Origin of the sequence: Sphingobium fuliginis (genome assembly GCF_015074805.1) — a bacterium.
GTDB classification, from domain to species: domain Bacteria; phylum Pseudomonadota; class Alphaproteobacteria; order Sphingomonadales; family Sphingomonadaceae; genus Sphingobium; species Sphingobium fuliginis.
The window spans coordinates 2,192,681-2,214,679 of record NZ_CP060035.1 but is presented as its reverse complement, the minus strand read 5'-3'; the positions used below and the strand labels follow the sequence as shown (position 1 = coordinate 2,214,679).

The following is a 21,999-nucleotide window of genomic DNA, read 5'->3' as shown; positions in this document are numbered from 1 at the left end:
CCATGAGTCGAGGAGTGACGCGGAGGAAGGCGTCGGATTGCTTTTACCCCTGCTGTCCCGCCGCGCCTTTGATCGGCGTCAAACCGTCTTCAGAAAATTGCCGAGGACCGCGTTGAAGCGGGCCGGCTGATCCGCCATGACGACATGGCCGCTGGGGCCGATGGGCACCAGCCGCACGCCGCGCTTGGCGGCATAGGCGGCGCGGAAGGTTCGACCGATCTCGCCCGCCTGCGCCGCATCGCTGCCGACGGCATAGACCACCTCCATCGGCGCGGTCAGCCGCGCCAGTTGCGGCCCCAGGTCGACATTGGCGAGATCGCGCAGCGCATTGGCGACGACATCCGGATCGCTTCCCCGGGCGCCCGGCATTTCCGCCAGCATCCGCGCCAGATAGGCGCGGCCCGCCCTGGTTCCGGTGAAATATTGCCCCAGTTGATCGGCCAGAAATCCCATGCCCTGTGCCGTGCCGCCGACCATCGCTGCCCCCTCGGGCAGCATGTCGACCACCATCAGCCGCCCCGCCAGCCCCTTCAAACCCAGCATCATCGCCAGCGTGCCGCCCATGCTGTGGCCGACGATGGCGGGCCGCTCCAGCCCTGCCGCCGCGATATAGCGGGCGATCTCGTCCGCCAAAGGCTGGACCAGCGGCCCGCTGGCATTGGCGTCCGCCGCGAGGCCGGCAAAACCCCGCACGTGGACCAGATGCCAGCGATAACCGGAAAGCGCGCCGACCACCCCGTTCCACAGCCCCGGCCCGCTCGCCAGCCCCGCGATCAGCACGACATCTCGACCGGCGCCGCGAGTCGTCACGGCAATGCGGCGCGAAGCGAAGGGCGCCGCCCACGCCCGTGCCGGCAACATGCCGCCCGCCAGCAGCGCAGTCGCGCCCCGCATCATCGTCCGTCTGTTCATCATGTGGTTCATCGGCATGTGGTTCATCGGCGCTTCCTTGCAGGCCTTCGCCTGAACCTCAACTGAGTTAAGGCGCGCCTCGTTCAGCCTCCTTACATCGCATTTGTGGAATCGTTCATCGCATGATTCTTGTCACCCGGCGCGGGTCTGAACCCTAATGCGAAAGGAGAGTGCGGGGATTTCGATGACCAATTTCAAGGGAGGGCGCGGCAAGCGCCCAAATGGCGGCGGCAATGGCGGCTCGGCCCGGCTCGTCCTGTTGATGGCGGCGCTTTCGGCCTGCGTCAGCGCGCCGCAGCAACCCTATGCGGCGGTCCAGCAGCGGCCGCAGCCTTCCACCGCGACCTTCCCCATCAAGCCGGTCGCCAATCCGCCCAAGCCCTTCGAAGCGCTGAAGGTCGACCAAAGGGAAACGCCGCCGCCCGCTTTGGTCAGCGTGATCCGCAACCTGGGCCAGAGCTTCAACGGCAAGGTCGGCATCGCCGTGCGCCGCATCGGCAGCGACTGGACCGTTGCATGGAACGGCAATCTGCTCTTCCCGCAGCAGAGCGTTTCGAAGCTCTGGGTGTCCATGACCTTCCTCGACGCGGTCGACCGGGGCAAGATCCGCCTCAGCGACAGCACCACCATCACGAAGAAGGACCTGACCCTCTTCCACCAGCCGACCGCCGCCCTGGTGGGCAATGCCGGCTGGACCACCACCTATTCCGACCTGATGCGCCGCGCCATGACGCAGAGCGATAATACCGCCAACGACACGCTGCTGCGCGCCGTCGGCGGGCCGGAAGCGGTGCGCAGCTATCTCGCGCGCCGCTATATCCGGGACATCCGCTTCGGGCCCGGCGAACGGCTGCTGCAATCCACCACGGCGGGCCTGGAATGGCGGCAGGATTATTCGATCGGCCGCAACTTCTACGCCGCCCGCGCCAGGCTGCCCCTCTCGGTGCGGCAGAAGGCGCTGGACAATTATCTCGCCAGCCCGCCGGACGGCGCCGCGCCATCCTCCATCGTGCAGGCGCTGGCGAAGCTCAAGCAGAACGACATGCTTTCCCCGGCATCGTCGCAACTGCTGCTTTCGATCATGGGCGAGGCGAAGACGGGGCCGCAGCGGATCAAGGGCGGCGTGCCGGCGGGATGGCATTATCTGCACAAGACCGGCACGGGTCAGGAACTGGGCGCGCGTTCGACCGGGTTCAACGACATCGGCATCATGACCGCGCCCGACGGCACCAGCTATGCGGTCGCGGTGATGATCGGCAGCACGACGGAACCGATCCCGACGCGCTGGCAGTTGATGCAGGCGGTGGCGAAGGCGGTGGCGGCCAACCACGAGGCGCGGTAAGTTTTTCGCTTCCCGTCATTTCCGCGAAGGCGGCAATCCATCTCCTGACCGTGCATCAGGCACCTTCTTATGGGAGATGAGTGCTCACCTGCGCGGGAACTATGGAATAAGTCCTAATCCAGATTGGGCCGCAGCCAGCGCTCGGCCGTCTCCAGATCCACCCCGCGCCGCCCGGCATAATCCTCCAGCTGGTCGCGCCCCACCCGCGCCACGCCGAAATATTCCGCCTGCGGATGCCCGAAGTAAAAGCCGCTGACCGCCGCCGTCGGCAGCATCGCGAAGCTTTCCGTCAGCGAAATGCCCGTCGCGTGATGCGCGTCCAGCATGTCGAACAGCAGCGGCTTCAGACTATGCTCCGGACAGGCGGGATAGCCGGGCGCGGGCCGGATGCCGCGATATTGCTCCTTGATCAGCGCCTCGTTGGTAAGCTGCTCGCCCTCGGCATAGCCCCAGAGCGCGGTGCGCACATAATGGTGCAGCCGTTCGGCAAAGGCCTCCGCCAGACGATCCGCCAGCGCCTTGAGCAATATGTCCGAATAATCGTCGATAGCGTTCTTGAACCGCGCCAGATGCGGCTCGATGCCGTGGATCGATACGGCGAACCCCCCCATCCAGTCGCCATCATGGCTGATGAAGTCGGCAAGGCACATATTGGCCCGGCCCTCCCGCTTGGCGATCTGCTGGCGCAGCATCGGCAGGCGGACATGCTTTTCATCCTCGACATGGACGATGATGTCGTCGCCTTCGCGGCGGCAGGGCCACAGGCCGGCCACGCCGCGCGCCGTCAGCCATTTCTCGTCCACGATGCGGTCGAGCATCTTCTGCGCATCGGTGAACAGGCTGGTCGCGCTTTCGCCCACCACCCTGTCCTCCAGGATCGCCGGATAATTGCCCGCCAGTTCCCATGCGCGGAAGAAGGGCGTCCAGTCTATATAGTTGCGCAGGTCCTTCAGATCCCAGTCCGGGAAGCGGTGGACGCCGGGCAGGCGCGGCTTGCCGGGCTTCAGGCTCTCGTCGATCTCGAAGGCATTGGCCCGCGCTTCCTCGATGGACAGCAGCTTGCTCTGCCCCTTGCCCTCTCGGGCGGCGCGGACATGGGCATAATCATCCTTGGTCTTCTGGACGAAATCGGTCTTCTGGGTTTCGGAGACGAGCGCCGTCGCGACGCCGACCGCCCGGCTGGCGTCCAGCACATGCACCACCGGCCCGGTGAAGGCCGGATCGATGCGCAGCGCGGTATGCACTTTGGAGGTGGTCGCGCCGCCGATCAGCAGCGGCATGGTCATATCCGCGCGCTGCATTTCCGCGGCGACCGTCACCATCTCGTCCAGCGAGGGAGTGATGAGGCCGCTGAGGCCGATCATGTCGGCGTCATTTTCGTTCGCCGCCTTGATGATGTCCTGCCACGGCACCATGACGCCCAGGTCGATCACCTCGAAGCCGTTGCACTGAAGCACGACGCCGACGATGTTCTTGCCGATGTCGTGGACGTCGCCCTTGACCGTCGCCATCACGACCTTGCCCTTGCCCTTGGCGCCGGGCTCCTTCGCCGCCTCGATGAAGGGGAGGAGGTGGGCGACCGCCTTCTTCATGACGCGGGCGGATTTCACCACCTGCGGCAGGAACATCTTGCCCGCGCCGAACAGGTCGCCGACGACATTCATGCCGTCCATCAGCGGGCCTTCGATCACCTCGATGGGCTTTGCGGCAGCGAGGCGGGCTTCCTCCGTATCCTCGACCACATACATGTCGATGCCCTTGACCAGCGCATGTTCCAGCCGCTTGGCGACCGGCCAGCCGCGCCATTCCTGCGCCGCCTTTTCCGAAGCGGCATCCTTGCCCTTGAAGCTCTCCGCCAGCGCGACCAGGCGTTCGCCCGCCTCCGGATCGCTGTTCAGCAGCACATCCTCGCACGCCTTGCGCAGCGCCGGGTCGATGGCGTCGTAAACGTCGAGCTGGCCCGCATTGACGATCGCCATGTCCAGCCCCGCCGGGATGGCGTGGTAGAGGAAGACCGAATGCATCGCCCGCCGCACCGGCTCATTGCCGCGGAAGGAGAAGGAGAAGTTCGACAGGCCGCCCGAAATATGGACATGGGGGCAGCGCGCCTTGATCTCGCGGCAGGCCTCGATGAAGTCGACGCCGTAATTATTATGTTCCTCGATCCCCGTCGCCACGGCGAAGATATTGGGGTCGAAGATGATGTCCTCCGGCGGGAAGCCGATGGACATCAGCAGCTTGTAGGCGCGCTCGCAGATCTCGACCTTGCGCTCCTTCGTGTCCGCCTGACCGGTCTCGTCAAAGGCCATGACGACCACCGCCGCGCCATAGGCCATGCAGAGGCGGGCGTGATGGAGGAAGGCTTCCTCACCCTCCTTCATGCTGATCGAATTGACGATGGGCTTGCCCGACACGCATTTCAGGCCGGCTTCGATCACTTCCCATTTGGAACTGTCGATCATGACCGGAACGCGGGCAATGTCCGGTTCGGACGTCATCAGCTTCAGGAAGGTCGTCATCGCCTCCACGGCGTCGAGCAGGCCTTCGTCCATGTTGACGTCGACGATCTGCGCGCCGTTCTCCACCTGATCGCGGGCGATGTCGATGGCCGCGGCATAGTCGCCCGCCATGATCAGCTTCTTGAACTTGGCCGATCCGGTGACGTTGGTGCGCTCGCCGATATTGACGAAAGTGGCGCGGGAAAGATCGGGGGAGGTCTCAGTCATTTTACTACCTGCTCCCCTCCCGCAAGCGGGAGGGGCTGGGGGTGGGCTTTTCAGGGGACAGCGCCTGGATCGGCCCACCCCCTAACCCCCTCCCGCCTGCGGGAGGGGGAACAATTATCTTACGCCGCAATATGCATCGGTTCGAGGCCCGCAAGCCGCGTCACCACCGGCAGCTCCGGCACCTGACGCGGCTTGTGCCCCGCCAGCGCCTTCGCCACGGCGCCGATATGCGCGGGCGTGGTGCCGCAGCAACCGCCGACCATATTGACCAGCCCCTCATCCACCCACTGGCGGATCAGGTTCGCCGTAGTCTCCGGCAGCTCATCATATTGCCCCAGTTCATTGGGCAGCCCCGCGTTGGGATAGGCCAGGATCAACGTATCCGCATTCTTGGCCAGCTCACTCAGATAAGGCCGCAGCAGATCCGCCCCGAAGGCGCAGTTCACCCCGATGGTCAGCGGCTTCAAATGCCGCAGCGAATACCAGAAGGCGTTGATCGTATGCCCGGACAGGTTCCGCCCCGACATGTCCGTGATGGTGAAGCTCAGCATCAGCGGCACCGGCCGCCCCGCCGCCGCCTCTGCCTCCCGCGCCGCCATGCCCGCCGCCTTGGCGTTCAGCGTGTCGAAGCAGGTCTCGACCAGCAGGAAGTCCACGCCGCCCTCGATCAGCGCCTCGCACTGCTCGCGATAGTCGGCCTTCAGCGTATCGTAATCGACCTCGCGATAGGCCGGATCGTTGACGTCCGGAGAGATCGACAGCGTCTTGTTGGTCGGCCCGATCGACCCCGCGACAAAGCGTGGCCGCCCATCCTTCGCGCTCGCCGCCTCACAGGCCTTGCGGGCGATCTTCGCGGCGGCGATGTTGATCTCCCGCACCAGATGTTCGCAGCCATAATCGGCCATGGCGATCTTGGTGGAGGAGAAGGTGTTCGTCTCGATCATGTCCGCACCGGCGTCGAGATAGGCGGTGTGGATGCCCTCCACGATGTCCGGCCGGGTCAGGCAGAGCAGGTCGTTATTGCCCTTCTGGTCCTTCGCCAGATCGAGCGACCCGCGATAATCCGCCTCCGTCAGCCCATGTTTCTGGATCGACGTGCCGTAGCCGCCGTCGAATATCATGATTTTCTCCGCGGCCACGGCGCGGAAGCGTTCCTCGGCGGTCATGCCGTCTTCTCCAATGTCGCCGGCCGCAGCCCGAGCAGATGACAGATCGCATAGCTCAGTTCCGCCCGGTTGAGCGTATAGAAATGAAAGTCGCGCACCCCGCCCGCATAAAGCTTGCGGCACAGTTCCGCCGCCAGCGTCGCGGACACGAGCTGCCGTGCGGCGGGCAGGTCGTCCAGCCCCTCGAACAGCTTGCCCATCCAGCCCGGCACATCGGTATTGCACATGGCCGACATGCGCTGGACCGCCGCGAAATTGCTGACCGGCATGATGCCCGGAATGATGTCCGCGTCGATCCCTGCCGCCGCCACCGTATCGCGGAAACGGAAGAAGGTATCCGGCTCGAAGAAGAATTGCGTGATCGCCCGCGTCGCGCCCGCATCCAGCTTGCGCTTCAAATTGTCGATGTCGCTCTGCGCGCTCAAGGCATCAGGATGGGTTTCCGGATAAGCCGCCACCGAAATCTCGAACGGATGCCGCTTCACCAGCCCCTCGACCAGCTCCGCCGCGCCCTTGTAACCGTCCGGATGCGGCTCGAACTTCGCGCCTGCCTCGGGCGGATCGCCGCGCAGGGCGACGATATGCCGCACGCCCGCTTCCCAATAGGCGTCGATCACCTCGTCAATCTCACCCTTGCTCGCCGCCACGCAGGTCAGGTGCGCCGCCGCCGACAGGGGCGTCTCCTTCGCGATCCGCGCCACCGTGTTATGCGTCCGCTCCCGCGTCGACCCACCTGCGCCGTAAGTCACCGACACGAATTTCGGCGCCAGCGGCGTCAGCGTCTGGATCGCGGACCAGAGCTGCTCCTCCATCTTCTCCGTCTTGGGCGGGAAGAATTCGAAGCTCACATTAATGTCTCCCGTCAGATCGGCATAGAGCGGCGCTTGCCAAGCCCGCGTGGCCTCTTCGACGGAGGGAAAGCTCAAGGTCATGCGGAAAGTCGTCCTTCGATAGGCAGGACGCGCGCGCCACGGCGGCGGCCCAGCCATAATTGCACCGTCAGTTCCTGGCCGGGCAGCACCTCCACCCGCTCCAGTTCCAGGCCCGCATCCGCGAACCAGCTTTCGATCTGCCCGTCGGAAAAGCCCAGCCGCGCATGCTGGTCGCGCAGTCTGAGTTCTTCCCGTTCATGCGCCGCGAAATCGGCGATCAGGACGCGGCCGCCCGCCGCCGTCACCCGGGCCGCTTCCTCGATCACCGCCTCGGGCGCCTGGGCATAGTGCAGCACCTGATGCAGCACCACCGTATCGGCGCTGCCCGGCTCCAGCGGCAGGGCGCTGAAATCGCCCAGCACCAGCGCATATTTGTCGCCCGCATCCTCGGGCAGCTTGGCGCGGGCCAGCCGCAGCATGTCCGGGCTGCGGTCCAGCGCCGTCACCTGCTCCGCCGACGGACCGAACAATTCGATCATTCGCCCGGTCCCGGTGCCGATGTCGAGCAGATGGCCGATCGGTTCCGCCCCCAGCAGGGCGGTCATCGCCGCCTCCACATCGCCCTCCGGCACATGCAGGGACCGGATCGCGTCCCATTCCTCGGCATGTTCGGCAAAATAGCTTTCCGCCGCCTGGGCGCGATCCGCCCGTACCGCCGCCAGCCGGGCGAGGTCGGCCTTCTGCCACAACAGCTCGCCCTCCGACGGCACGAGTTGGTCGAAAAGCGTCAGAAAGGGTCCGATTTCCGCCTCTTTGCCCAGCCGCAGAAAAACCCAATTGCCTTCCTTGCGCCGCTCCACCAGACCGGCTTCGGCCAGGATGCGGACATGGCGGGACACGCGCGGCTGGCTTTGCCCCACGACCTGCGCGATTTCGCCCACGGCCAGTTCCATGGCGCGCAGAAGATAGATGATGCGCAGCCGCGTCGGGTCGCCCAATGCCCGGAAAATGTCGATTGCTGCGCTCATGCATGGATCATATAAAGAAATCTTTATATGCGTCAATGGTCGTTCGGAACCGCGCCGTTCAACCCCTGACAGCCCCGAATCACGGGCTTGACGCATGATTGGGATTGCCATGAGTCGCCGGATTCATTACGAATCGCGGCGCAGACGCAATGGGGGGTGAACTTTTCTCCGAGAGTGGTCTGCACCGTTATTATTCTCAGAGAGGGGTTAACCCATGACCAAGTCGATTGCTCTTTCGCTCGTTCTCGCCGCGTCGCTCGGCCTGGCCGCCTGCTCGGGCGGTGCGGAAAATGCCGCCAACGCTTCGGCCAATGCCGCAGAGAACGCTTCGAACGCTGCCGACAACGCCATGAACGCCGCGCTGAACGCTGCCGACAATGCTTCGAACGCCGCTTCGAACGCTGCGAACACGGCCGGCAACGCTGCCGCGAACGCGATGTAATTCCCAAAAGGGAATTGTCTGGAATGGGCCGCGCCGGAAACGGGGCGGCCTTTTTCTTTGGCTCGCGCCGGTCGGTCGGTTCCGTCAGCCTGAGCCTGCGCTGGCGTTGCAGGGGCAGGATGCGTCAGAAGGCAAAAAGAGGGCCGCCCCGATGGAGCGGCCCTCTTTTCGTTCATCCTTCAACGGTGGATCAGCAATCCCGGTCGATCGCCCGCCCGGCCAGCGCACCCACGCCCGCGCCGATGATGGCGCCCGTGGTGCCATCGCCGCGGCGACCGTAGCGGCCGCTGCCCTTGCCGACTTCATTGCCGAGCAGGCCACCGGCTATCGCGCCGATGATGGTGCCGCCCGTGCCATTGTCCCGGCAGCGATAGCCACCGCGATAGCCGCGATAGCCCCTGTAATAGCCGTCGCCGCGATAATAGCCGCCGCCCCGGTAATAACCATCGCCGCGATAGCCGCGATACCCGCGGTCGCCGCGATAATAGTCGCCACGGTCGTAATGGCGGCCCCAGCCGTCGCGGGCCATGGCCGGCGTTGCGGTGACGGCCAGAGAGGCAGCGCCCATCGCCAGCGCCGCCCCCAGATTGATCAGAAACTTCGTCTTCATGGCGTTGCTCCTCATTTGCCATCGATCACGGCAGGTCTTCCACGGAGGACTCACCATCGATTGAGACCCTTTTGCCCGATTCGCATTGAGCCAAGCCTGAATGGCGATGTCAGCCGCCGTTCAGCATTGGAGCCACCGGCGGGAACGCTTATCGCGCTTTTCGGCGGTCGATGCCAGCGCCGCGAAAAACCCTGCACAGGGGCCGATTATCCCCTATGGCAAGGGCGATGCGCCGAATCCTGATCGTCCTGCTGCTCGCGATCCTGCTGCTCCCCGCGCCGCATAAGAACAAGCCCGAACCCTTCGGCCCCGGCCCATTGCTGGTGCGGGCGCGCGCCTTGTCCCTGAACGCGGCCGATCCCGCCCAGCGCGACCTTGGAATGCTGCACTATCTGGGCGGATGGCAACTCAGCAGCACCCATCATGGCTTTGGCGGCATATCCTCGCTGCTGGCGGAACCCGACGGCCAGATTCTGGCGCTCAGCGATTCCGGCACGCTGATGGGTTTCCACATCGGCCCGGGCAGGGCGGAACGGCGTCCCTTCATCGCCCCGCTTCCCATCCGCCCGCAGGATCGGGAGCGCCCCTGGTGGGCCTGGGATTCGGAGGCGATGGCTCATGATCCGGCGACAGGGCGCTATTGGGTGGGCTTCGAACTGCAACAGATGATCTGCCGTTATTCCCCCGGCTTCGCCCGCGTCGAAGCCTGCCGCACCTGGCCGGAGATCGAGGCCTGGCCGGAGACGGGATCGGTCGAATCCCTGGCGCGGCTGCCCGGCGGCCGCTTCCTCGTCCTGGCGGAAATGGGGATGACCGCCGACGGCAGCCACGACACGCTGCTGTTCGCGGGCGACCCGGCCGAAGCCGCCACGGCGGCGCCCATGCACCTGCGCTATGTGCCGCCGCGCGGTTATCGCCCGACCGACGCGGTCGCGCTGGACGACAGGCATGTGCTGGTCCTCAACCGGCGGCTGACCTTGCAGGAACTGTTCACGGCGACCTTGGCGATCATCGAGCTGCCGGAAGAGCCGCGCTCCGGCGACCGGCTGAAGGCGCGCGTCCTCGCCCGGCTGGCGCCGCCCCTGTTGGCCGACAATTTCGAAGGATTGGCCCTGAGCCGGGAAGGCGGCCGCCGGATCGTCTGGATCGCGTCGGACGACAATCACGAATTTTTCCAACGCACCCTGCTGCTGAAATTCGCCCTGGATTGGCAGGGATAGGGCGGCATGAAGGAACAGCGGGCGGGGACCGGCCTCCCGGTCCCCGCAGCCCGTCTCAGCTACGCACATCCTGCTCCGTCACGGGAGCGATCTTGATTTCGACGCGGCGGTTGGACGCCTTGCCCTCCGCCGTGGCGTTGGATGCGATCGGCTGGGTCTCCCCGAAACCGCGCGTGGCGATGCGGGCCGACTGCACGCCATGGCTCGTCAGATAATCGCCCACTGCCTGGGCGCGCCGTTCCGACAGGGCCTGGTTATAGGCATCGGTGCCGTCGCTGTCGGTATGGCCGTACACGTCGATATAGGTCTTGGGATATTGCGCCAGTACGGATGCGACGTCGTTCAGCGTCGGCTGGAACTGGGGCTGCACGGCGGAACTGTCGGTGGCGAAGGTGATGCCCGATGGCATGCGCAGCACCAGATTGTCGCCATCGCGGATCACGTCCACGCCGCTGCCGGCGGTTTCTTCGCGCAATTTCTTTTCCTGCGCGTCCATATAGGCGCCGATGCCCGCGCCCGCGACCGCGCCGATGCCCGCGCCCAGGATCTTTTCGGTGCGGTCATGCCGCCCGCCGACCAGATCGCCCAGCAGATAACCGCCCAGCGCGCCGCCGATGCCGCCGATTGCGGCCTTGGAAATGGTGCGGTTGCCGGTGTTGGGATCGGTGGTGCAGGCCGTGGTCGCCAGCATGGCAGCCAGGCCGGCGGCGCTGATGATGCGATGAAAATTCCGCATGGATATATTTCCCTTTCTCGTGCGCCCGAACGGAGCGGATGCACCCCCAATGGATGAGAGGAGGCCTTTGTTCCACAAGCGAACTGAACTGCAGATGATGCGGCGGTTGTGAAATTGTAAGAATCAGGGTTATAGGTGGCCGCCGACCGCCATGGCCAATATCCCCCCGCACGCTCCGACGCCCTTTCCCTGGGTCGACCTCGTCATCATCCTGGCGCTCGTCGCGCTGAACGGCCTGTTCGCCATGTCGGAACTGGCGATCGTGTCCGCCCGCAAGCCGCGCCTCCAGGCAATGGAAAAGGCCGGGCGGCGCGGCGCGCGCTCCGCCCTGGCGGCGGCGAGCGATCCCGGCAAGTTCCTTTCCACCGTGCAGATCGGCATCACCCTGATCGGCATCGTCGCGGGCGCCTATTCCGGCGCCAGCCTTGGCGGGCCGACGGGGGAACGGCTGGCGATGCTGGGCCTGTCGCCCCATGCCGCGCAGAATGCCGGTTTCGCCCTGGTGATCGGCCTTACCACCTATGCCTCGCTGATCGTCGGGGAACTGGTGCCCAAGCAGTTCGCTCTGCGCGCGCCGGAGCCCATCGCCGTGCTGGTCGCCGGGCCGATGCTGTGGCTGGCGAAGGTCACCGCCCCGATCGTCTGGGTGCTGGACGGATCGAGTGCCCTCATCTTCCGCCTGCTGGGGCTGACCCGCGAATCGGAAAATCAGGTCACGGCCGAGGAACTGCACCTGATCGTGGCCGAGGCGAGCAGGTCCGGCGTGATCGAGGAGAGCGAGCGGGCCATTATTTCCGGCGTGGTGCGGCTGGCCGACCGCCCGGTGCGCGAGGTGATGACCCAGCGCATGGATGTCGACTGGATCGACATCCATGCCGATGAGGAGGCTATTCGCGCCAAGCTGCTCGATACGCCGCACACCCGCCTGCCGGTGGGCCGGGGGACGGTGGAGGACATCATCGGCGTGGTGCAGGCGCGCGACATCATGACCGCGCTGTTCCGGGGCGAGGGGCTGAGCCTGGAAAGGCTGATGCGCAAGGTGGAGGTCGTGCCGGATCAGGTCGACGCCATGGACGCGCTGGAGGTGCTGCGGCGGGCCGAGGTGCCGATGGTCATGGTGCATGACGAATATGGGCATTTCGAGGGGATTGCGACGCCTGCCGACCTGCTCTCCGCCATTGCAGGCCATTTCGTGTCCGACCTGGACAGCGAGGATGAGCCGGACCTGGTCGAGCGGGAGGACGGCAGCCTGCTGGTGTCGGGCCAGATGCCGGTGGACCTGCTCGCGGACCGGATCGGCATCGACCTGCCGGAGGATCGCGACTATGCGACGGTCGCCGGCCATGCGCTGTGGCTGCTCAAGCGCTTGCCGGAAGTGGGCGATTTCATCGACGATCAGGGCTGGCGGTTCGAGATCGTGGATATGGATGGGCGCAAGATCGACAAGCTGCTGATCGCGGAGCGATAGGATGCGGAACGATGCGCTGGACGCGGTCGAGGGATTGACGCGGCGGGCGCTGGAGGAGGCTGGCGGTCGCCTGCTGGTGATCGGCCTCTGCGGGGCGCAGGGCAGCGGCAAGTCGACGCTGGCGGCGGGCTTGCGGCAGAGGTTGCAGAGCGACGGGATTCCGGCCGCGATCCTTTCCATCGACGATCTGTATCGCACGCGGGCGGAGCGGGAGGCCATGGCCCGTTCGATCCATCCGCTGCTGCGCACGCGCGGGGTGCCGGGGACGCATGATGTGGCGCTGGGGCTGCGGGTGATCGATGCGTTGGAGCGGGGAGAGGCGACCTTGCTGCCGCGTTTTGACAAGGCGTCGGACGATCCTTTGCCGGAAGGGCGATGGGAAAAGGCGGCGACTGGCACGCGGTTGCTGCTGCTGGAGGGCTGGTGCGTCGGTGCGCTGCCGCAGGGCGCGGCGGCGCTGGTGGAGCCGGTCAATGCCCTGGAGCGGGAGGAGGATGCGGACGGCGTCTGGCGCGCCTTCGCAAACCGGGCGCTGGCGGGGGATTATCAAGCGCTGTTCGCGCGGCTGGACCGGCTGGTGCTGCTGGCCGCGCCGGACTTCGGGATCGTCCGGTGCTGGCGGACGCAGCAGGAGCATGACCTGCGCAAGGAGGCTGGCGGCGGCATGCCGGATGCCCGGATTGCGCGCTTCGTCCAGCATTATGAGCGGCTGACCCGGCATATTCTGGAGGAGATGCCGGGCCGGGCGGACCTGACGATCAGGCTGGACGAGATGCGGCGGGTGATCGGGATTTGCAACGGCTGACGCCCGGCATTGCTGCGCTCGCCGCCTCGGACTTGATCCGGCCCCCTTGCTTCTCAGTCACCGTCAAAGAAAAAGGCAGTATTCCGGATCGCGTCCGGGATGACCAAAAGGGCATCTCAAACGGAGGAGCGGCAGACGAGCGCGCCCGTCAGGCCATGAGACGCTTCACCCAGAATTGCATGGGATGGCGGCTTTCCGCGTCGTCGCCCAGATCCTTCCAGTCGAAATGGCCGATCAGCCCCTCGACCGGGGCATAGCCGCGCGCGCGCCAGAAGGGATCGAGCGGGGCATAGCCGGCGGGGCGGGCAGGGTGATCCGGCGGGCGAATCACCGCGCAGAAGCTGGTCATGGCGAATCCCAGTTCCCGCGCCTTGGCTTCCCGCCGGTCGAAAAAGGCGTGGCCGATGCCGCGCCCGCGCCATTCCGGCAGCAGCACCGATTCGCCAAAATAATAGATTTGGCCGATGTCCATGCCGCATGCCCGGAAAGGAGCGGCGAATTCCGCGGCATGGTCGGCCATGGGAGCGGCGGTGGCGGCGCCGACCAGCCGGTCGCCCGCGAAAGCCCCGGCGATCAGCGCGCCGGGGCTGTTCGCATAGGCGGTGAGATAATCGCGCTCATAGGCGCGGCCCGCTTCGCCCGACCCGTCATAGAGGTAGGGAAAGGCGCGGAAGACCGTGATGCGCAGGTCCGCCAAGGCGTCGAGCGCGGCCAGCAAGGCCGCGCCCGTCAGATCATCGACCCGAATGGGTTCGCTGTCCAGTTCTTACTCGCTGGCGGCGGCGTTGGCGGCGGGCGCCTCTGCCGCGTTGGCGGCGGCATTGCCACCCTCGGCCGCGGCATTGCCGCCGCCGGCTGCCGGAGCCGCATCGGCGGCGGGCAGCGGCAGGTTCGAACCCTGGGTGTTCAGCCATGCGATCAGGTTCGCGCGGTCGGCCGGGTTGCCGAGACCGGCGAAGGTCATCTTGGTGCCGGGCGCGAATTCACGCGGGGAAGTCAGCCAGTGATCGAGATTCTCGAAGGTCCAGTTGCCGCCCTTGCTCTTGAGCGCGTCGGAGAAGGCGAAGCCGCCCTTGCCCTGGCCGATCGGTTCCCCGACCGTGGCGTAGAGATTCGGGCCGATGCCGTTGGCGCCGCCCTGGTTGACGGTGTGGCAGGCCGCGCACTTGGCGAACACCTTCTCGCCCGCCGCGACGTCCGCGCTGGCGAGCAGGGTGTTGAGGCCGGGGCCGCTGGCCGCGCCGCCTTCGCCTTCCGCTTCGACGCCCTCAATGGCGTAGCCCATTTTCTCGGGCCGTTCCTCATGGAAGAATTTGGAACTGACGATGGCACCGCCCAGTGCGATGATACCCGCGAACAAAGCCCAACCGGCAGCGGTGTTGAAACGATCGCCCATTCGCTCGGATTCCCCTGGATTTCTGTTCTGGCCGCTTGGTTCGCGTCCCCTCTAGCGCGCTGCCATAATGGCGCAAGCGCGAACGTGCAAGCGGCCTTGAACGGGATCGCGCACGCTTTTCATGGCTTTGCGGCCGGAGAGGATGCTTGCGCGGGCGCGATGAAGTGAATAAGCGCGCAGGCGCCCATGGAAAACTATCCCGCCCCCGCCCGCGATCTGGTCGCGGACCTCGCCGCGAAGGCTGCCGTCGATCCCGTTCGCGCCGTCGCCTTCCAGGGCGCGCCGGGCGCCAATTCGCATCTGGCGGCGCTGGATTATGCGCCCGATTGCGTTCCCTTGCCCTGTTTCGCGTTCGAGGATGCGATCGATGCGGTTCGGGAAGGGCGCGCCGCGCGGGCGATCATTCCGATCGAGAACAGCCTGCATGGCCGCGTGGCCGACATGCATTTCCTGCTGCCCGAATCCGGGCTGCATATCGTCGACGAATATTTCCTGCGCATCCGGCACTGCCTGATGGCGGTCGACAGCACCCCCGTCAAAAGCGCGGTCAGCCACCCGCAGGCGCTGGGCCAGTGCCGCCATTATCTGCGGGAACGCGGCATCCAGCCGGTCAGCTATGCCGACACGGCGGGCGCGGCCGCGCTGGTCGCTGAAACCCGGGTGGCCGGGGAAGGGGCCATCGCCCCCTATCTGGCGGCGGAACTCTACGGCCTGCGGCTGGTGGCGGAGAATATCGAGGACAGCGCCGACAATATGACGCGCTTCCTGGTGCTCTCGCGTGAGCCGAAGATGCCGGCGGCGGGGGTGGGCCCGGTGATGACCACCTTCCTGTTCGAGGTGAAGAACATCCCGGCCGCGCTCTACAAGGCGATGGGCGGCTTCGCCACCAATGGCGTCAACATGACGAAGCTGGAAAGCTATCAGCGCGGCGCCAGCTTCGCCGCGACGGAATTCTACTGCGACATAGAGGGGATGCCGGGCGATCCGGCCATCGACCGGGCATTGGCGGAGCTGGAATTCCACACCAAATGGGTGCGGATACTCGGCAGCTACCGGCAGGCGCGGCCGCGCACCTGAGCGCCCGGGCGTGACGGCGGGCTCCAGACCGCTTATGGTCGGGGCGATGTTCACCGCGATCCTTCTGTCGGCCCTTGCCATGAGCGTGATCGTGGGCGTGCGCTATCTGTTGGCGAGCGGCGCCTTCGCGCTGGCGACCCGTTATCGCAGGCCGGGCCTCTATGCCGGGCTGGACCGGCAGGTCAGGCGGGAAATCGCCTGGTCGCTGGCCTCCGCGCTGATCTACGGCGTGCCGGCGGGCATCGTCGCCTGGGGGTGGCAGGCGCATGGCTGGACGCGGGTCTATGCCGACGTCCATGCCTTTCCCCTCTGGTATCTGCCGCTGTCCGTGCTGCTTTACCTTGCGGCCCATGACGCCTGGTTCTACTGGACCCACCGCTGGATGCACCGGCCCCGGCTGTTCCGGATCGCCCACGCCGTGCATCATGCCAGCCGCCCGCCGACGGCCTGGGCCGCGATGAGCTTCCATCCATGGGAGGCGGTGACCGGCGCGGTGGTGATCCCGGCGCTGGTCTTCCTGATTCCGATCCATGTCGGCGCGCTGGGCGTGGTGCTGACGATCATGACGGTGATGGGCGTCAGCAACCATATGGGATGGGAAATGTTTCCGCGCTGGATGGTGCAGGGCCGGGCCGGCCGCTGGCTGATCACCGCCAGCCATCACCAGCGGCATCATGAACAATATGCGTGCAATTACGGCCTGTATTTCCGCATCTGGGACCGGCTGTGCGGGACCGACAGGGGATTGGGCCATTTTTAGGGAAGGATGGGCGTGAAGGGCAGGGCAGCGATGATGGCGGCGGTCCCGCTGGTCATGGGCGCGGCGGTGGCCGACCAGGCGCAGCCGCTCAGCATGGACGTGCAGGGCCTGCGGTCCTCCAGGGGCAATTTCCTGATCTGCGTGACGCGGCAGGCGGACCATTTCCCCGACTGCCGGGGCGATCCGGACGGGCGGCATTTCACCGTCCCCGCGACCGCCGGCATCGTGCCCCTCGGCCGGATGGAGCCGGGAACCTATGCGATCGCCATCATTCATGACGAGAATGGCAATGGCAAGCTGGACACGCTGGCCGGCATCCCGCGCGAGGGGGTGGGCTTTTCGCGCAATCCGGCGATCCGCTTCGGCGCGCCCAGCTTCCGCTCGGCGCAGTTCGCCATGGCGGGGGCGGCGGTGCGGCAGGACATCAGGGTCAAATATTTCCTCTGAATGTCGCGGTGCGGAACGGTAATGGCGTAAAAACATTATCTTGCCCGACAATCTCTTTGAACAGGCTCATCATGCATCATCGCTGTCGCCTTTCCGCGGCGTTCGCCGTCGCGGCCCTTTGCCTTGCGCCATCGGCCTTCGCCCAGCAGGATGATCGCAGCAGCCTGACCATCGGCGTGGGCGTGGCCGCCGTGCCGAGCTATGAAGGGTCCGACGACTATCGCGTCCTGCCCATCCCGCAGCTTCGCGGCAAGGTGAAGGACTTCGCCTTCTGGACGCGCGGTCCGGGCCTTTATGTCGACGCGATCCCCAACAGCGATCCCGACGGCGTCGACTTCGAACTGGGCCCGGTGGTCAACGTCCGCTTCGACCGGTCGAGCCGCAGGAACATCAAGGACGATGCCGTGCGCCTGCTGGGCAAGCGCGACATCGCGGTGGAGGTCGGCGGCTTCGTCGGCATCGGCAAGACCGGGGTGATCACCAGCGCCTATGACAATCTGTCGGCGCGCGTCGCCGTGACCAGGGATGTGGCGGGCGCGCATGGCAGCTATGTCATCACGCCCGCGGTGGAATATATGACGCCGCTGTCGCAGACGGCCTTCGTCGGGCTGGGCGTGTCGGCGGACTATGTCGGCAGGAAATATGGCCGCTATTATTATGACGTCGATCCGGCGGGCGCCGCCGCATCGGGGCTGCCGGCCTATGGCGGGGCAGGCGATGGTTCGGGGTTCAAGAAGGTGAATTTCAGCCTGGCGGGCGGCAAGTCGCTGTCGGGCGACCTGCGCCATGGCTGGGCGATCTTCGCCGCGGCCAGCTATTCGCGGATTCTGGGCGACTATGCCGCCTCGCCCATCGTGTCCGTCGCGGGCTCCCGGAATCAGTGGATCGGCGCGATCGGCATCGGCTACACCTTTTGATCTCCGGTTGATCCCCGGCCGATCTCCCTTGTTCCTATGGGGTGACGCCCCACATAAGGCGCTGTATGAGGGCGGCTTGGCAACCGCGTTTGCAGCAGGAGATAAGAGAAGTGGCGACCCTTGGACTGAGCGAGGCCGACAAGGCATCGGTGGAGGCTTTCCGCCGCGATGTGGTGGATCCTTCGCGCACCCAGTTGGTGATCGTCGATTTCTGGGCCGAATGGTGCGGCCCCTGCAAGCAGCTCGCGCCCGTGATAGAGAAGGTCTGCGCCGACTATGCGGCCAAGGGCGTCAAGCTGGTCAAGATCAACGTCGATGAGGACAAATTCATCGCCGCCCAGTTCCGCGTCCAGTCGATCCCCACCGTCTATGCCGTGTTCCAGGGCCAGCCGGTGGCCGACCTCAGCCAGGCGCGGACCGAGGGGCAGTTCAAGCAATATCTCGACCAGTTGCTGGGCCAGTTGCCGATCGAATCGGAGGAGAAGGCGCAGCTGGAGGAGATTGCGCCCCTGATCGCCATGGGCGAGGAATTGCTGGCCGGGGGCGAAGCGGAGCGGGCGCTGTCCGTGTTCCGGCAGATCGATCAGATGCTGCCCGACAATGCCGATGTGGCTTCGGGCGCGGCGCGGGCGCTGGTGGCGCTGGGACAGTTCGACGAAGCCGAAGCGGCGTTGGCCGCTCTGCCCGCCGATGTGGCCAGGGACCAGGCGGTGGAGCGCGCACGCGCCGCCATTGCGCTGGCGCGCGATGCCCGGCCGGTGGCTGACCTGTCGGGTGTGGAGGCGAAGGTCGCCGCCGATCCGGACGATCATGAGGCGCGCTTCGAACTGGCGAACGGCCTGATGGCCAATGGCGACCGCGATGGAGCGGCGGAGCAGTTGCTGGAACTGGTGCGGCGCGACCGGGCGTGGAATGACGGCGCGGCGCGGGCGCAGCTCCTCAAGCTTTTCGAGGCGACGGGGCTGGAAGATCCCTGGGTCGCGGGGCAGCGGCGCAAGCTTTCCCAGATCCTGTTTTCCTAACCGGCGCAGGCGTCATGTCGCGCGTCTCGATCTTTCCCCTGCCGGGCGCGCTGCTGCTGCCGGGCATGGAACTGCCGCTCCATATCTTCGAGCCGCGCTATCAGGCGATGATCCATGACGCCATGGCGCGGGACCGGCGCATCGGCATGATCCAGCCGCGGGAGGAAGGAACCAAGCCCGCGCTGTTCGATGTGGGCTGCCTGGGCCACATCACCCATATCGAGGCGTTGGAGGGCGGCCGGTACAACATCCTGCTGAAGGGGCTTGCGCGCTTTCGTGTGGTACGGGAACTGGACGTCCCCACCGCCTTTCGCCAGATCGAGGCGGATGTGGAGCCCATTGCGCAAGAGGATGAAATCCTCTCCGCCGTGGAGCGGGCGGCGCTGGAGCAGGAATCGCGGCGCTTTGCCGATGCGCTGGGCTATGTGGTCGACTGGACGGCGGTGTCGCGGCTCGACGACATGGCGCTGGTGAACGGGATCGCGCAGATCGTGCCGTTCGATCCGGCGGCCAAGCAGACCCTGCTGGAGGCGGATACGCTGGGCGAACGGGCCGACCGGATCATCCAGCTGATGCAGATCGTCGGGCGGATCGAACGCGACGGCGGGGCGACGATGCAATGAGCGGCAGGATCGATCCGGCGCTGCTCGCGAAGCTGGTCTGCCCGGTGACGCGCACGCCCCTGCGCTGGGATGCGGAACAGGGCGAATTGCTGTCCGAGGCGGCGCGGCTCGCCTTTCCGGTGCGCGACGGCGTCCCGGTGCTGGTCGTGCGGGAGGCGCGGTCCATAGCGGGGTGACGAACCGCTACCGGACCCTGTCTGTCCGCGACGGCCTTTTACGCGACCCCGTCCGTATCCAGCGCATAGCCCGCTGAACGCACCGTGCGGATGATGTCGTGATAGCGGCCGTCCGCATTGATCGCCTTGCGCAGGCGGCGGATATGCACGTCGACCGTGCGCAGTTCGATGTCGCTGTCCTGCCCCCATACGCTGTCCAGCAGCCGCTCGCGGGAGAAGACCCAGCCCGGATGCTCCAGGAAATGCTTGAGCAGGCGGAATTCCGTGGGGCCGAGCGGGATCACCTGGCCGCCGCGACGGACCTTGTGCCCCACCGTGTCCATCTCCACATCCGCGAAGGTCAGCGTCTCGCCCGCCAGCGCCGGGCGCACGCGCCGCAGCACCGCGCCGACGCGCGCCACCAGTTCGCGGGGCGAGAAGGGCTTGGTCACATAATCGTCCGCGCCCGTTTCCAGCCCGCGCACGCGATCCTCCTCCTCGCCGCGTGCCGTCAGCATGATGATCGGCACGTTGGCCGTGCCGTTCATGCGGCGCAGTCGGCGGCAGACCTCTATGCCCGACAGGCTTTCCACCATCCAGTCGAGCAGCACGATGTCGGGCACATTCTCCTGTGCCAGCAGCAGCGCTTCCTCGCCGTCGACCGTGTGCGCGACCTCGAAATCCTCGCGCTTGAAGTGCCAGATGAGCAGTTCGGCCAGCGCCGCGTCATCCTCCACCAGCAGCATCCTGGCCCGCGCCATGCTCAGCCCTCCGCCGCCGCGCCGCCGCGTTCGCGGTCGGGCAGGGTCTGGCCGGTCGCGGCATAATAGACCATCTCCGCCACATTGGTGGCATGGTCGCCGATCCGCTCAATATTCTTGGCGATGAACAGCAGATGGGCGCATTCGCTGATCGTCTTGGGATTTTCGACCATGAAGGTGACGAGCGTGCGGAAGACGCTATTGTAGAAATCGTCGACCACCGTATCGCGCTCCACCACCGCGACGGCCAGGTCGGCATCCCGCGCGGCAAAGGCGTTCAGCGCATCCTGCACCATCTCGCCCGCGACCTGGCCCATGGAGGGAAGAAGCGCGATCGGCTCCTGCGTCCGCTGGTTGGCGGCGATCAGCGGCACGCGCTTGGCGATGTTCTTGGCATAATCGCCGATCCGCTCCACCACGCCGACGATCTTCAGCGCGGCGATCACGTCGCGCAGGTCGTTGGCCATCGGGGCGCGCAGGGCGATGATCTCGATGGCGAGCTTCTCGACCTCCGCCTCGATCGCGTCGATGCGCTTGTCCTCCGCCACGACCTCCGCCGCCAGCACCTTGTCATGGCGTTGCAGCGCGAGCATCGCCTTCTCAATGGCGGATTCAGCGCGACCGCCCATTTCCGCGATCAGACCGCGGAGCTTGTCCATTTCCTGGTCGAACGCCTTGATCGTATGTTCTGCCATGTCTTTCCTCCCCCGGATCAGCCGTAGCGTCCGGTGATGTAATCCTTTGTCCGTTCCTGACGGGGATTGGTGAAGATGTCCGACGTCACGCCATATTCGACCAGCTCGCCCAGATGGAAAAAGGCGGTCCGCTGCGACACGCGGGCAGCCTGCTGCATATTGTGGGTCACGATCACGATGGCGTAGCGGCCGCGCAGTTCGTGGATCAGCTCCTCGATCTTCGCCGTCGCGATGGGGTCCAGCGCCGAGCAGGGCTCGTCCATCAGGATCACTTCCGGTTCGACGGCGATGGCGCGGCCGATGCACAGGCGCTGCTGCTGCCCGCCCGAAAGCGCGGTGCCGCTGTCATGCAGGCGGTCCTTCACCTCGTCCCACAGGCCGGCGCGGCGCAGCGATTTCTCGACGATCACGTCCAGGTCCGCCTTCGCATGGGCCAGGCCATGGATGCGCGGGCCATAGGCGATATTCTCGTAGATCGACTTGGGGAAGGGATTGGGCTTCTGGAACACCATGCCGACGCGGGCGCGCAGTTGCACCACGTCCATGCTGGGGGCGTAGATGTCCTCGCCGTCCAGCGTGATCGTGCCTTCCACCCGCGCGGAGGCGACCGTATCGTTCATGCGATTGAGCGTCCGCAGGAAGGTCGACTTGCCGCAGCCCGACGGGCCGATGAAGGCGGTGACATTGTCCATGTCGACATCGATCGACACGCCCTTGATCGCCTGCTTCTCGCCATAGAAGACCTTGACGTCCCGGGCCGTCATCTTGGTTTCGACCGCAGGGGTCAGCGTCTGTTGTTCATGCATCATGGCTGTCATC

Annotated in this window: 24 protein-coding genes; 12 read left to right on the top strand and 12 right to left on the bottom strand. The window is 66.0% G+C overall.

Translation table 11 applies throughout. From position 1 onward, the window contains the following. Positions 1 to 78: 78 nt before the first annotated feature. Entirely contained in the window at positions 79 to 915 is an 837-nt protein-coding gene (locus tag H5V43_RS10650) for an alpha/beta fold hydrolase (protein WP_099186984.1), read from the bottom strand. A gap of 181 nt (positions 916 to 1,096) precedes the next feature. Between H5V43_RS10650 and H5V43_RS10645 the strand changes: the two genes are divergently transcribed. Then, the gene (locus H5V43_RS10645) at positions 1,097 to 2,254 is read left to right on the top strand and encodes a serine hydrolase (protein WP_025548661.1); all 1,158 of its coding nucleotides are present in this window, start codon (positions 1,097 to 1,099) and stop codon (positions 2,252 to 2,254) included. Positions 2,255 to 2,367: 113 nt separating this feature from the next. Here the strand turns inward: H5V43_RS10645 and metH are convergent, their stop codons facing one another. The 4 genes from metH to H5V43_RS10625 all read right to left on the bottom strand — a co-directional run bounded on the left by metH (position 2,368) and on the right by H5V43_RS10625 (position 8,046). Beyond that, positions 2,368 to 4,980 (bottom strand): methionine synthase, encoded by a 2,613-nt coding sequence (gene metH, locus H5V43_RS10640; RefSeq protein WP_025548660.1) that lies wholly within the window; start codon positions 4,978 to 4,980, stop codon positions 2,368 to 2,370. A gap of 119 nt (positions 4,981 to 5,099) precedes the next feature. Further along, positions 5,100 to 6,146 carry a homocysteine S-methyltransferase family protein gene (locus H5V43_RS10635; RefSeq protein ID WP_025548658.1) on the bottom strand — a complete coding sequence of 349 codons (1,047 nt, stop codon included), beginning with the start codon at positions 6,144 to 6,146 and terminating at the stop codon, positions 5,100 to 5,102. Continuing rightward, positions 6,143 to 7,078: a methylenetetrahydrofolate reductase gene (gene metF, locus H5V43_RS10630; RefSeq protein ID WP_025548657.1), complete on the bottom strand. Its 936-nt coding sequence runs from the start codon at positions 7,076 to 7,078 to the stop codon at positions 6,143 to 6,145. Before metF ends, H5V43_RS10635 begins: the two co-directional genes overlap by 4 nt. Then, positions 7,075 to 8,046, bottom strand: a complete 972-nt coding sequence (locus H5V43_RS10625) for an ArsR/SmtB family transcription factor (protein WP_025548655.1) — start codon at positions 8,044 to 8,046, stop codon at positions 7,075 to 7,077. Before H5V43_RS10625 ends, metF begins: the two co-directional genes overlap by 4 nt. Positions 8,047 to 8,260: 214 nt before the next feature. Between H5V43_RS10625 and H5V43_RS10620 the strand changes: the two genes are divergently transcribed. Next, positions 8,261 to 8,488 carry a hypothetical protein gene (locus H5V43_RS10620; RefSeq protein WP_025548654.1) on the top strand — a complete coding sequence of 76 codons (228 nt, stop codon included), beginning with the start codon at positions 8,261 to 8,263 and terminating at the stop codon, positions 8,486 to 8,488. A gap of 190 nt (positions 8,489 to 8,678) precedes the next feature. Here H5V43_RS10620 and H5V43_RS10615 read toward each other — a convergent pair whose 3' ends face one another. After that, complete coding sequence (locus H5V43_RS10615; RefSeq protein WP_025548652.1) at positions 8,679 to 9,098, bottom strand: glycine zipper 2TM domain-containing protein; 420 nt, start codon at positions 9,096 to 9,098, stop codon at positions 8,679 to 8,681. Positions 9,099 to 9,325: 227 nt separating this feature from the next. Between H5V43_RS10615 and H5V43_RS10610 the strand changes: the two genes are divergently transcribed. Further along, the gene (locus H5V43_RS10610) at positions 9,326 to 10,318 is read left to right on the top strand and encodes an esterase-like activity of phytase family protein (protein ID WP_025548651.1); all 993 of its coding nucleotides are present in this window, start codon (positions 9,326 to 9,328) and stop codon (positions 10,316 to 10,318) included. Positions 10,319 to 10,373: 55 nt separating this feature from the next. Here the strand turns inward: H5V43_RS10610 and H5V43_RS10605 are convergent, their stop codons facing one another. Further along, entirely contained in the window at positions 10,374 to 11,054 is a 681-nt protein-coding gene (locus H5V43_RS10605) for a YiaD family glycine zipper/OmpA-like lipoprotein (protein ID WP_025548649.1), read from the bottom strand. A gap of 151 nt (positions 11,055 to 11,205) precedes the next feature. Between H5V43_RS10605 and H5V43_RS10600 the strand changes: the two genes are divergently transcribed. Continuing rightward, the gene (locus tag H5V43_RS10600; RefSeq protein WP_025548648.1) at positions 11,206 to 12,522 is read left to right on the top strand and encodes a hemolysin family protein; all 1,317 of its coding nucleotides are present in this window, start codon (positions 11,206 to 11,208) and stop codon (positions 12,520 to 12,522) included. A gap of 1 nt (position 12,523) precedes the next feature. Beyond that, a complete protein-coding gene (locus H5V43_RS10595) occupies positions 12,524 to 13,327 on the top strand; it encodes a kinase (protein WP_025548646.1) in 804 nt (267 codons plus the stop codon). A gap of 148 nt (positions 13,328 to 13,475) precedes the next feature. On the opposite strand, the gene H5V43_RS10590 is transcribed toward H5V43_RS10595, so the two are convergent. Together H5V43_RS10590 and H5V43_RS10585 are read right to left on the bottom strand one after the other, a co-directional pair. Continuing rightward, the gene (locus H5V43_RS10590; RefSeq protein WP_037482209.1) at positions 13,476 to 14,060 is read right to left on the bottom strand and encodes a GNAT family N-acetyltransferase; all 585 of its coding nucleotides are present in this window, start codon (positions 14,058 to 14,060) and stop codon (positions 13,476 to 13,478) included. Between the two features lie 33 nt (positions 14,061 to 14,093). Beyond that, positions 14,094 to 14,723 (bottom strand): c-type cytochrome, encoded by a 630-nt coding sequence (locus tag H5V43_RS10585; protein ID WP_025548643.1) that lies wholly within the window; start codon positions 14,721 to 14,723, stop codon positions 14,094 to 14,096. A gap of 186 nt (positions 14,724 to 14,909) precedes the next feature. Here H5V43_RS10585 and H5V43_RS10580 point away from each other — a divergent pair, with 186 nt between their 5' ends. From H5V43_RS10580 to H5V43_RS10550, 7 genes are all read left to right on the top strand, one after another. Further along, positions 14,910 to 15,800 (top strand): prephenate dehydratase, encoded by an 891-nt coding sequence (locus H5V43_RS10580; protein WP_025548642.1) that lies wholly within the window; start codon positions 14,910 to 14,912, stop codon positions 15,798 to 15,800. A gap of 46 nt (positions 15,801 to 15,846) precedes the next feature. After that, the gene (locus H5V43_RS10575; RefSeq protein WP_037482224.1) at positions 15,847 to 16,560 is read left to right on the top strand and encodes a sterol desaturase family protein; all 714 of its coding nucleotides are present in this window, start codon (positions 15,847 to 15,849) and stop codon (positions 16,558 to 16,560) included. 33 nt (positions 16,561 to 16,593) lie between these two features. Next, complete coding sequence (locus tag H5V43_RS10570) at positions 16,594 to 17,007, top strand: DUF2141 domain-containing protein (protein WP_371873074.1); 414 nt, start codon at positions 16,594 to 16,596, stop codon at positions 17,005 to 17,007. Positions 17,008 to 17,078: 71 nt separating this feature from the next. Next, positions 17,079 to 17,924, top strand: coding sequence for a MipA/OmpV family protein (locus H5V43_RS10565; RefSeq protein ID WP_037482221.1), 846 nt, complete (start codon positions 17,079 to 17,081; stop codon positions 17,922 to 17,924). Between the two features lie 110 nt (positions 17,925 to 18,034). Further along, positions 18,035 to 18,946, top strand: coding sequence for a tetratricopeptide repeat protein (locus H5V43_RS10560; protein WP_025548637.1), 912 nt, complete (start codon positions 18,035 to 18,037; stop codon positions 18,944 to 18,946). Positions 18,947 to 18,960: 14 nt separating this feature from the next. Continuing rightward, complete coding sequence (locus tag H5V43_RS10555) at positions 18,961 to 19,569, top strand: LON peptidase substrate-binding domain-containing protein (RefSeq protein WP_025548636.1); 609 nt, start codon at positions 18,961 to 18,963, stop codon at positions 19,567 to 19,569. Then, entirely contained in the window at positions 19,566 to 19,745 is a 180-nt protein-coding gene (locus H5V43_RS10550; RefSeq protein ID WP_025548634.1) for a Trm112 family protein, read from the top strand. The genes H5V43_RS10555 and H5V43_RS10550 overlap by 4 nt, the downstream gene beginning before the upstream one ends. A gap of 38 nt (positions 19,746 to 19,783) precedes the next feature. On the opposite strand, the gene phoB is transcribed toward H5V43_RS10550, so the two are convergent. From phoB to pstB, 3 genes are read right to left on the bottom strand one after another with little or no spacing between them, the layout of a single operon-like run. Further along, on the bottom strand, positions 19,784 to 20,485 hold the full coding sequence (gene phoB, locus H5V43_RS10545; protein WP_025548632.1) for a phosphate regulon transcriptional regulator PhoB: 702 nt from the start codon (positions 20,483 to 20,485) through the stop codon (positions 19,784 to 19,786). 2 nt (positions 20,486 to 20,487) lie between these two features. Further along, positions 20,488 to 21,180 (bottom strand): phosphate signaling complex protein PhoU, encoded by a 693-nt coding sequence (gene phoU, locus H5V43_RS10540; RefSeq protein ID WP_025548630.1) that lies wholly within the window; start codon positions 21,178 to 21,180, stop codon positions 20,488 to 20,490. 17 nt (positions 21,181 to 21,197) lie between these two features. Next, on the bottom strand, positions 21,198 to 21,989 hold the full coding sequence (gene pstB, locus H5V43_RS10535; RefSeq protein WP_420854635.1) for a phosphate ABC transporter ATP-binding protein PstB: 792 nt from the start codon (positions 21,987 to 21,989) through the stop codon (positions 21,198 to 21,200). Positions 21,990 to 21,999 lie beyond the last annotated feature (10 nt).

What these genes read in the sequence shown, in the direction of transcription:
- H5V43_RS10650 (WP_099186984.1), bottom strand. Translation starts at nt 915, where the DNA reads ATGATGAACAGACGGACGATGATGCGGGGCGCGACTGCGCTGCTGGCG.
- H5V43_RS10645 (WP_025548661.1), top strand. Translation starts at nt 1,097, where the DNA reads ATGACCAATTTCAAGGGAGGGCGCGGCAAGCGCCCAAATGGCGGCGGC.
- metH (WP_025548660.1), bottom strand. Translation starts at nt 4,980, where the DNA reads ATGACTGAGACCTCCCCCGATCTTTCCCGCGCCACTTTCGTCAATATC.
- H5V43_RS10635 (WP_025548658.1), bottom strand. Translation starts at nt 6,146, where the DNA reads ATGACCGCCGAGGAACGCTTCCGCGCCGTGGCCGCGGAGAAAATCATG.
- metF (WP_025548657.1), bottom strand. Translation starts at nt 7,078, where the DNA reads ATGACCTTGAGCTTTCCCTCCGTCGAAGAGGCCACGCGGGCTTGGCAA.
- H5V43_RS10625 (WP_025548655.1), bottom strand. Translation starts at nt 8,046, where the DNA reads ATGAGCGCAGCAATCGACATTTTCCGGGCATTGGGCGACCCGACGCGG.
- H5V43_RS10620 (WP_025548654.1), top strand. Translation starts at nt 8,261, where the DNA reads ATGACCAAGTCGATTGCTCTTTCGCTCGTTCTCGCCGCGTCGCTCGGC.
- H5V43_RS10615 (WP_025548652.1), bottom strand. Translation starts at nt 9,098, where the DNA reads ATGAAGACGAAGTTTCTGATCAATCTGGGGGCGGCGCTGGCGATGGGC.
- H5V43_RS10610 (WP_025548651.1), top strand. Translation starts at nt 9,326, where the DNA reads ATGCGCCGAATCCTGATCGTCCTGCTGCTCGCGATCCTGCTGCTCCCC.
- H5V43_RS10605 (WP_025548649.1), bottom strand. Translation starts at nt 11,054, where the DNA reads ATGCGGAATTTTCATCGCATCATCAGCGCCGCCGGCCTGGCTGCCATG.
- H5V43_RS10600 (WP_025548648.1), top strand. Translation starts at nt 11,206, where the DNA reads ATGGCCAATATCCCCCCGCACGCTCCGACGCCCTTTCCCTGGGTCGAC.
- H5V43_RS10595 (WP_025548646.1), top strand. Translation starts at nt 12,524, where the DNA reads ATGCGGAACGATGCGCTGGACGCGGTCGAGGGATTGACGCGGCGGGCG.
- H5V43_RS10585 (WP_025548643.1), bottom strand. Translation starts at nt 14,723, where the DNA reads ATGGGCGATCGTTTCAACACCGCTGCCGGTTGGGCTTTGTTCGCGGGT.
- H5V43_RS10580 (WP_025548642.1), top strand. Translation starts at nt 14,910, where the DNA reads ATGGAAAACTATCCCGCCCCCGCCCGCGATCTGGTCGCGGACCTCGCC.
- H5V43_RS10575 (WP_037482224.1), top strand. Translation starts at nt 15,847, where the DNA reads ATGTTCACCGCGATCCTTCTGTCGGCCCTTGCCATGAGCGTGATCGTG.
- H5V43_RS10570 (WP_371873074.1), top strand. Translation starts at nt 16,594, where the DNA reads ATGGCGGCGGTCCCGCTGGTCATGGGCGCGGCGGTGGCCGACCAGGCG.
- H5V43_RS10565 (WP_037482221.1), top strand. Translation starts at nt 17,079, where the DNA reads ATGCATCATCGCTGTCGCCTTTCCGCGGCGTTCGCCGTCGCGGCCCTT.
- H5V43_RS10555 (WP_025548636.1), top strand. Translation starts at nt 18,961, where the DNA reads ATGTCGCGCGTCTCGATCTTTCCCCTGCCGGGCGCGCTGCTGCTGCCG.
- H5V43_RS10550 (WP_025548634.1), top strand. Translation starts at nt 19,566, where the DNA reads ATGAGCGGCAGGATCGATCCGGCGCTGCTCGCGAAGCTGGTCTGCCCG.
- phoB (WP_025548632.1), bottom strand. Translation starts at nt 20,485, where the DNA reads ATGGCGCGGGCCAGGATGCTGCTGGTGGAGGATGACGCGGCGCTGGCC.
- phoU (WP_025548630.1), bottom strand. Translation starts at nt 21,180, where the DNA reads ATGGCAGAACATACGATCAAGGCGTTCGACCAGGAAATGGACAAGCTC.
- pstB (WP_420854635.1), bottom strand. Translation starts at nt 21,989, where the DNA reads ATGATGCATGAACAACAGACGCTGACCCCTGCGGTCGAAACCAAGATG.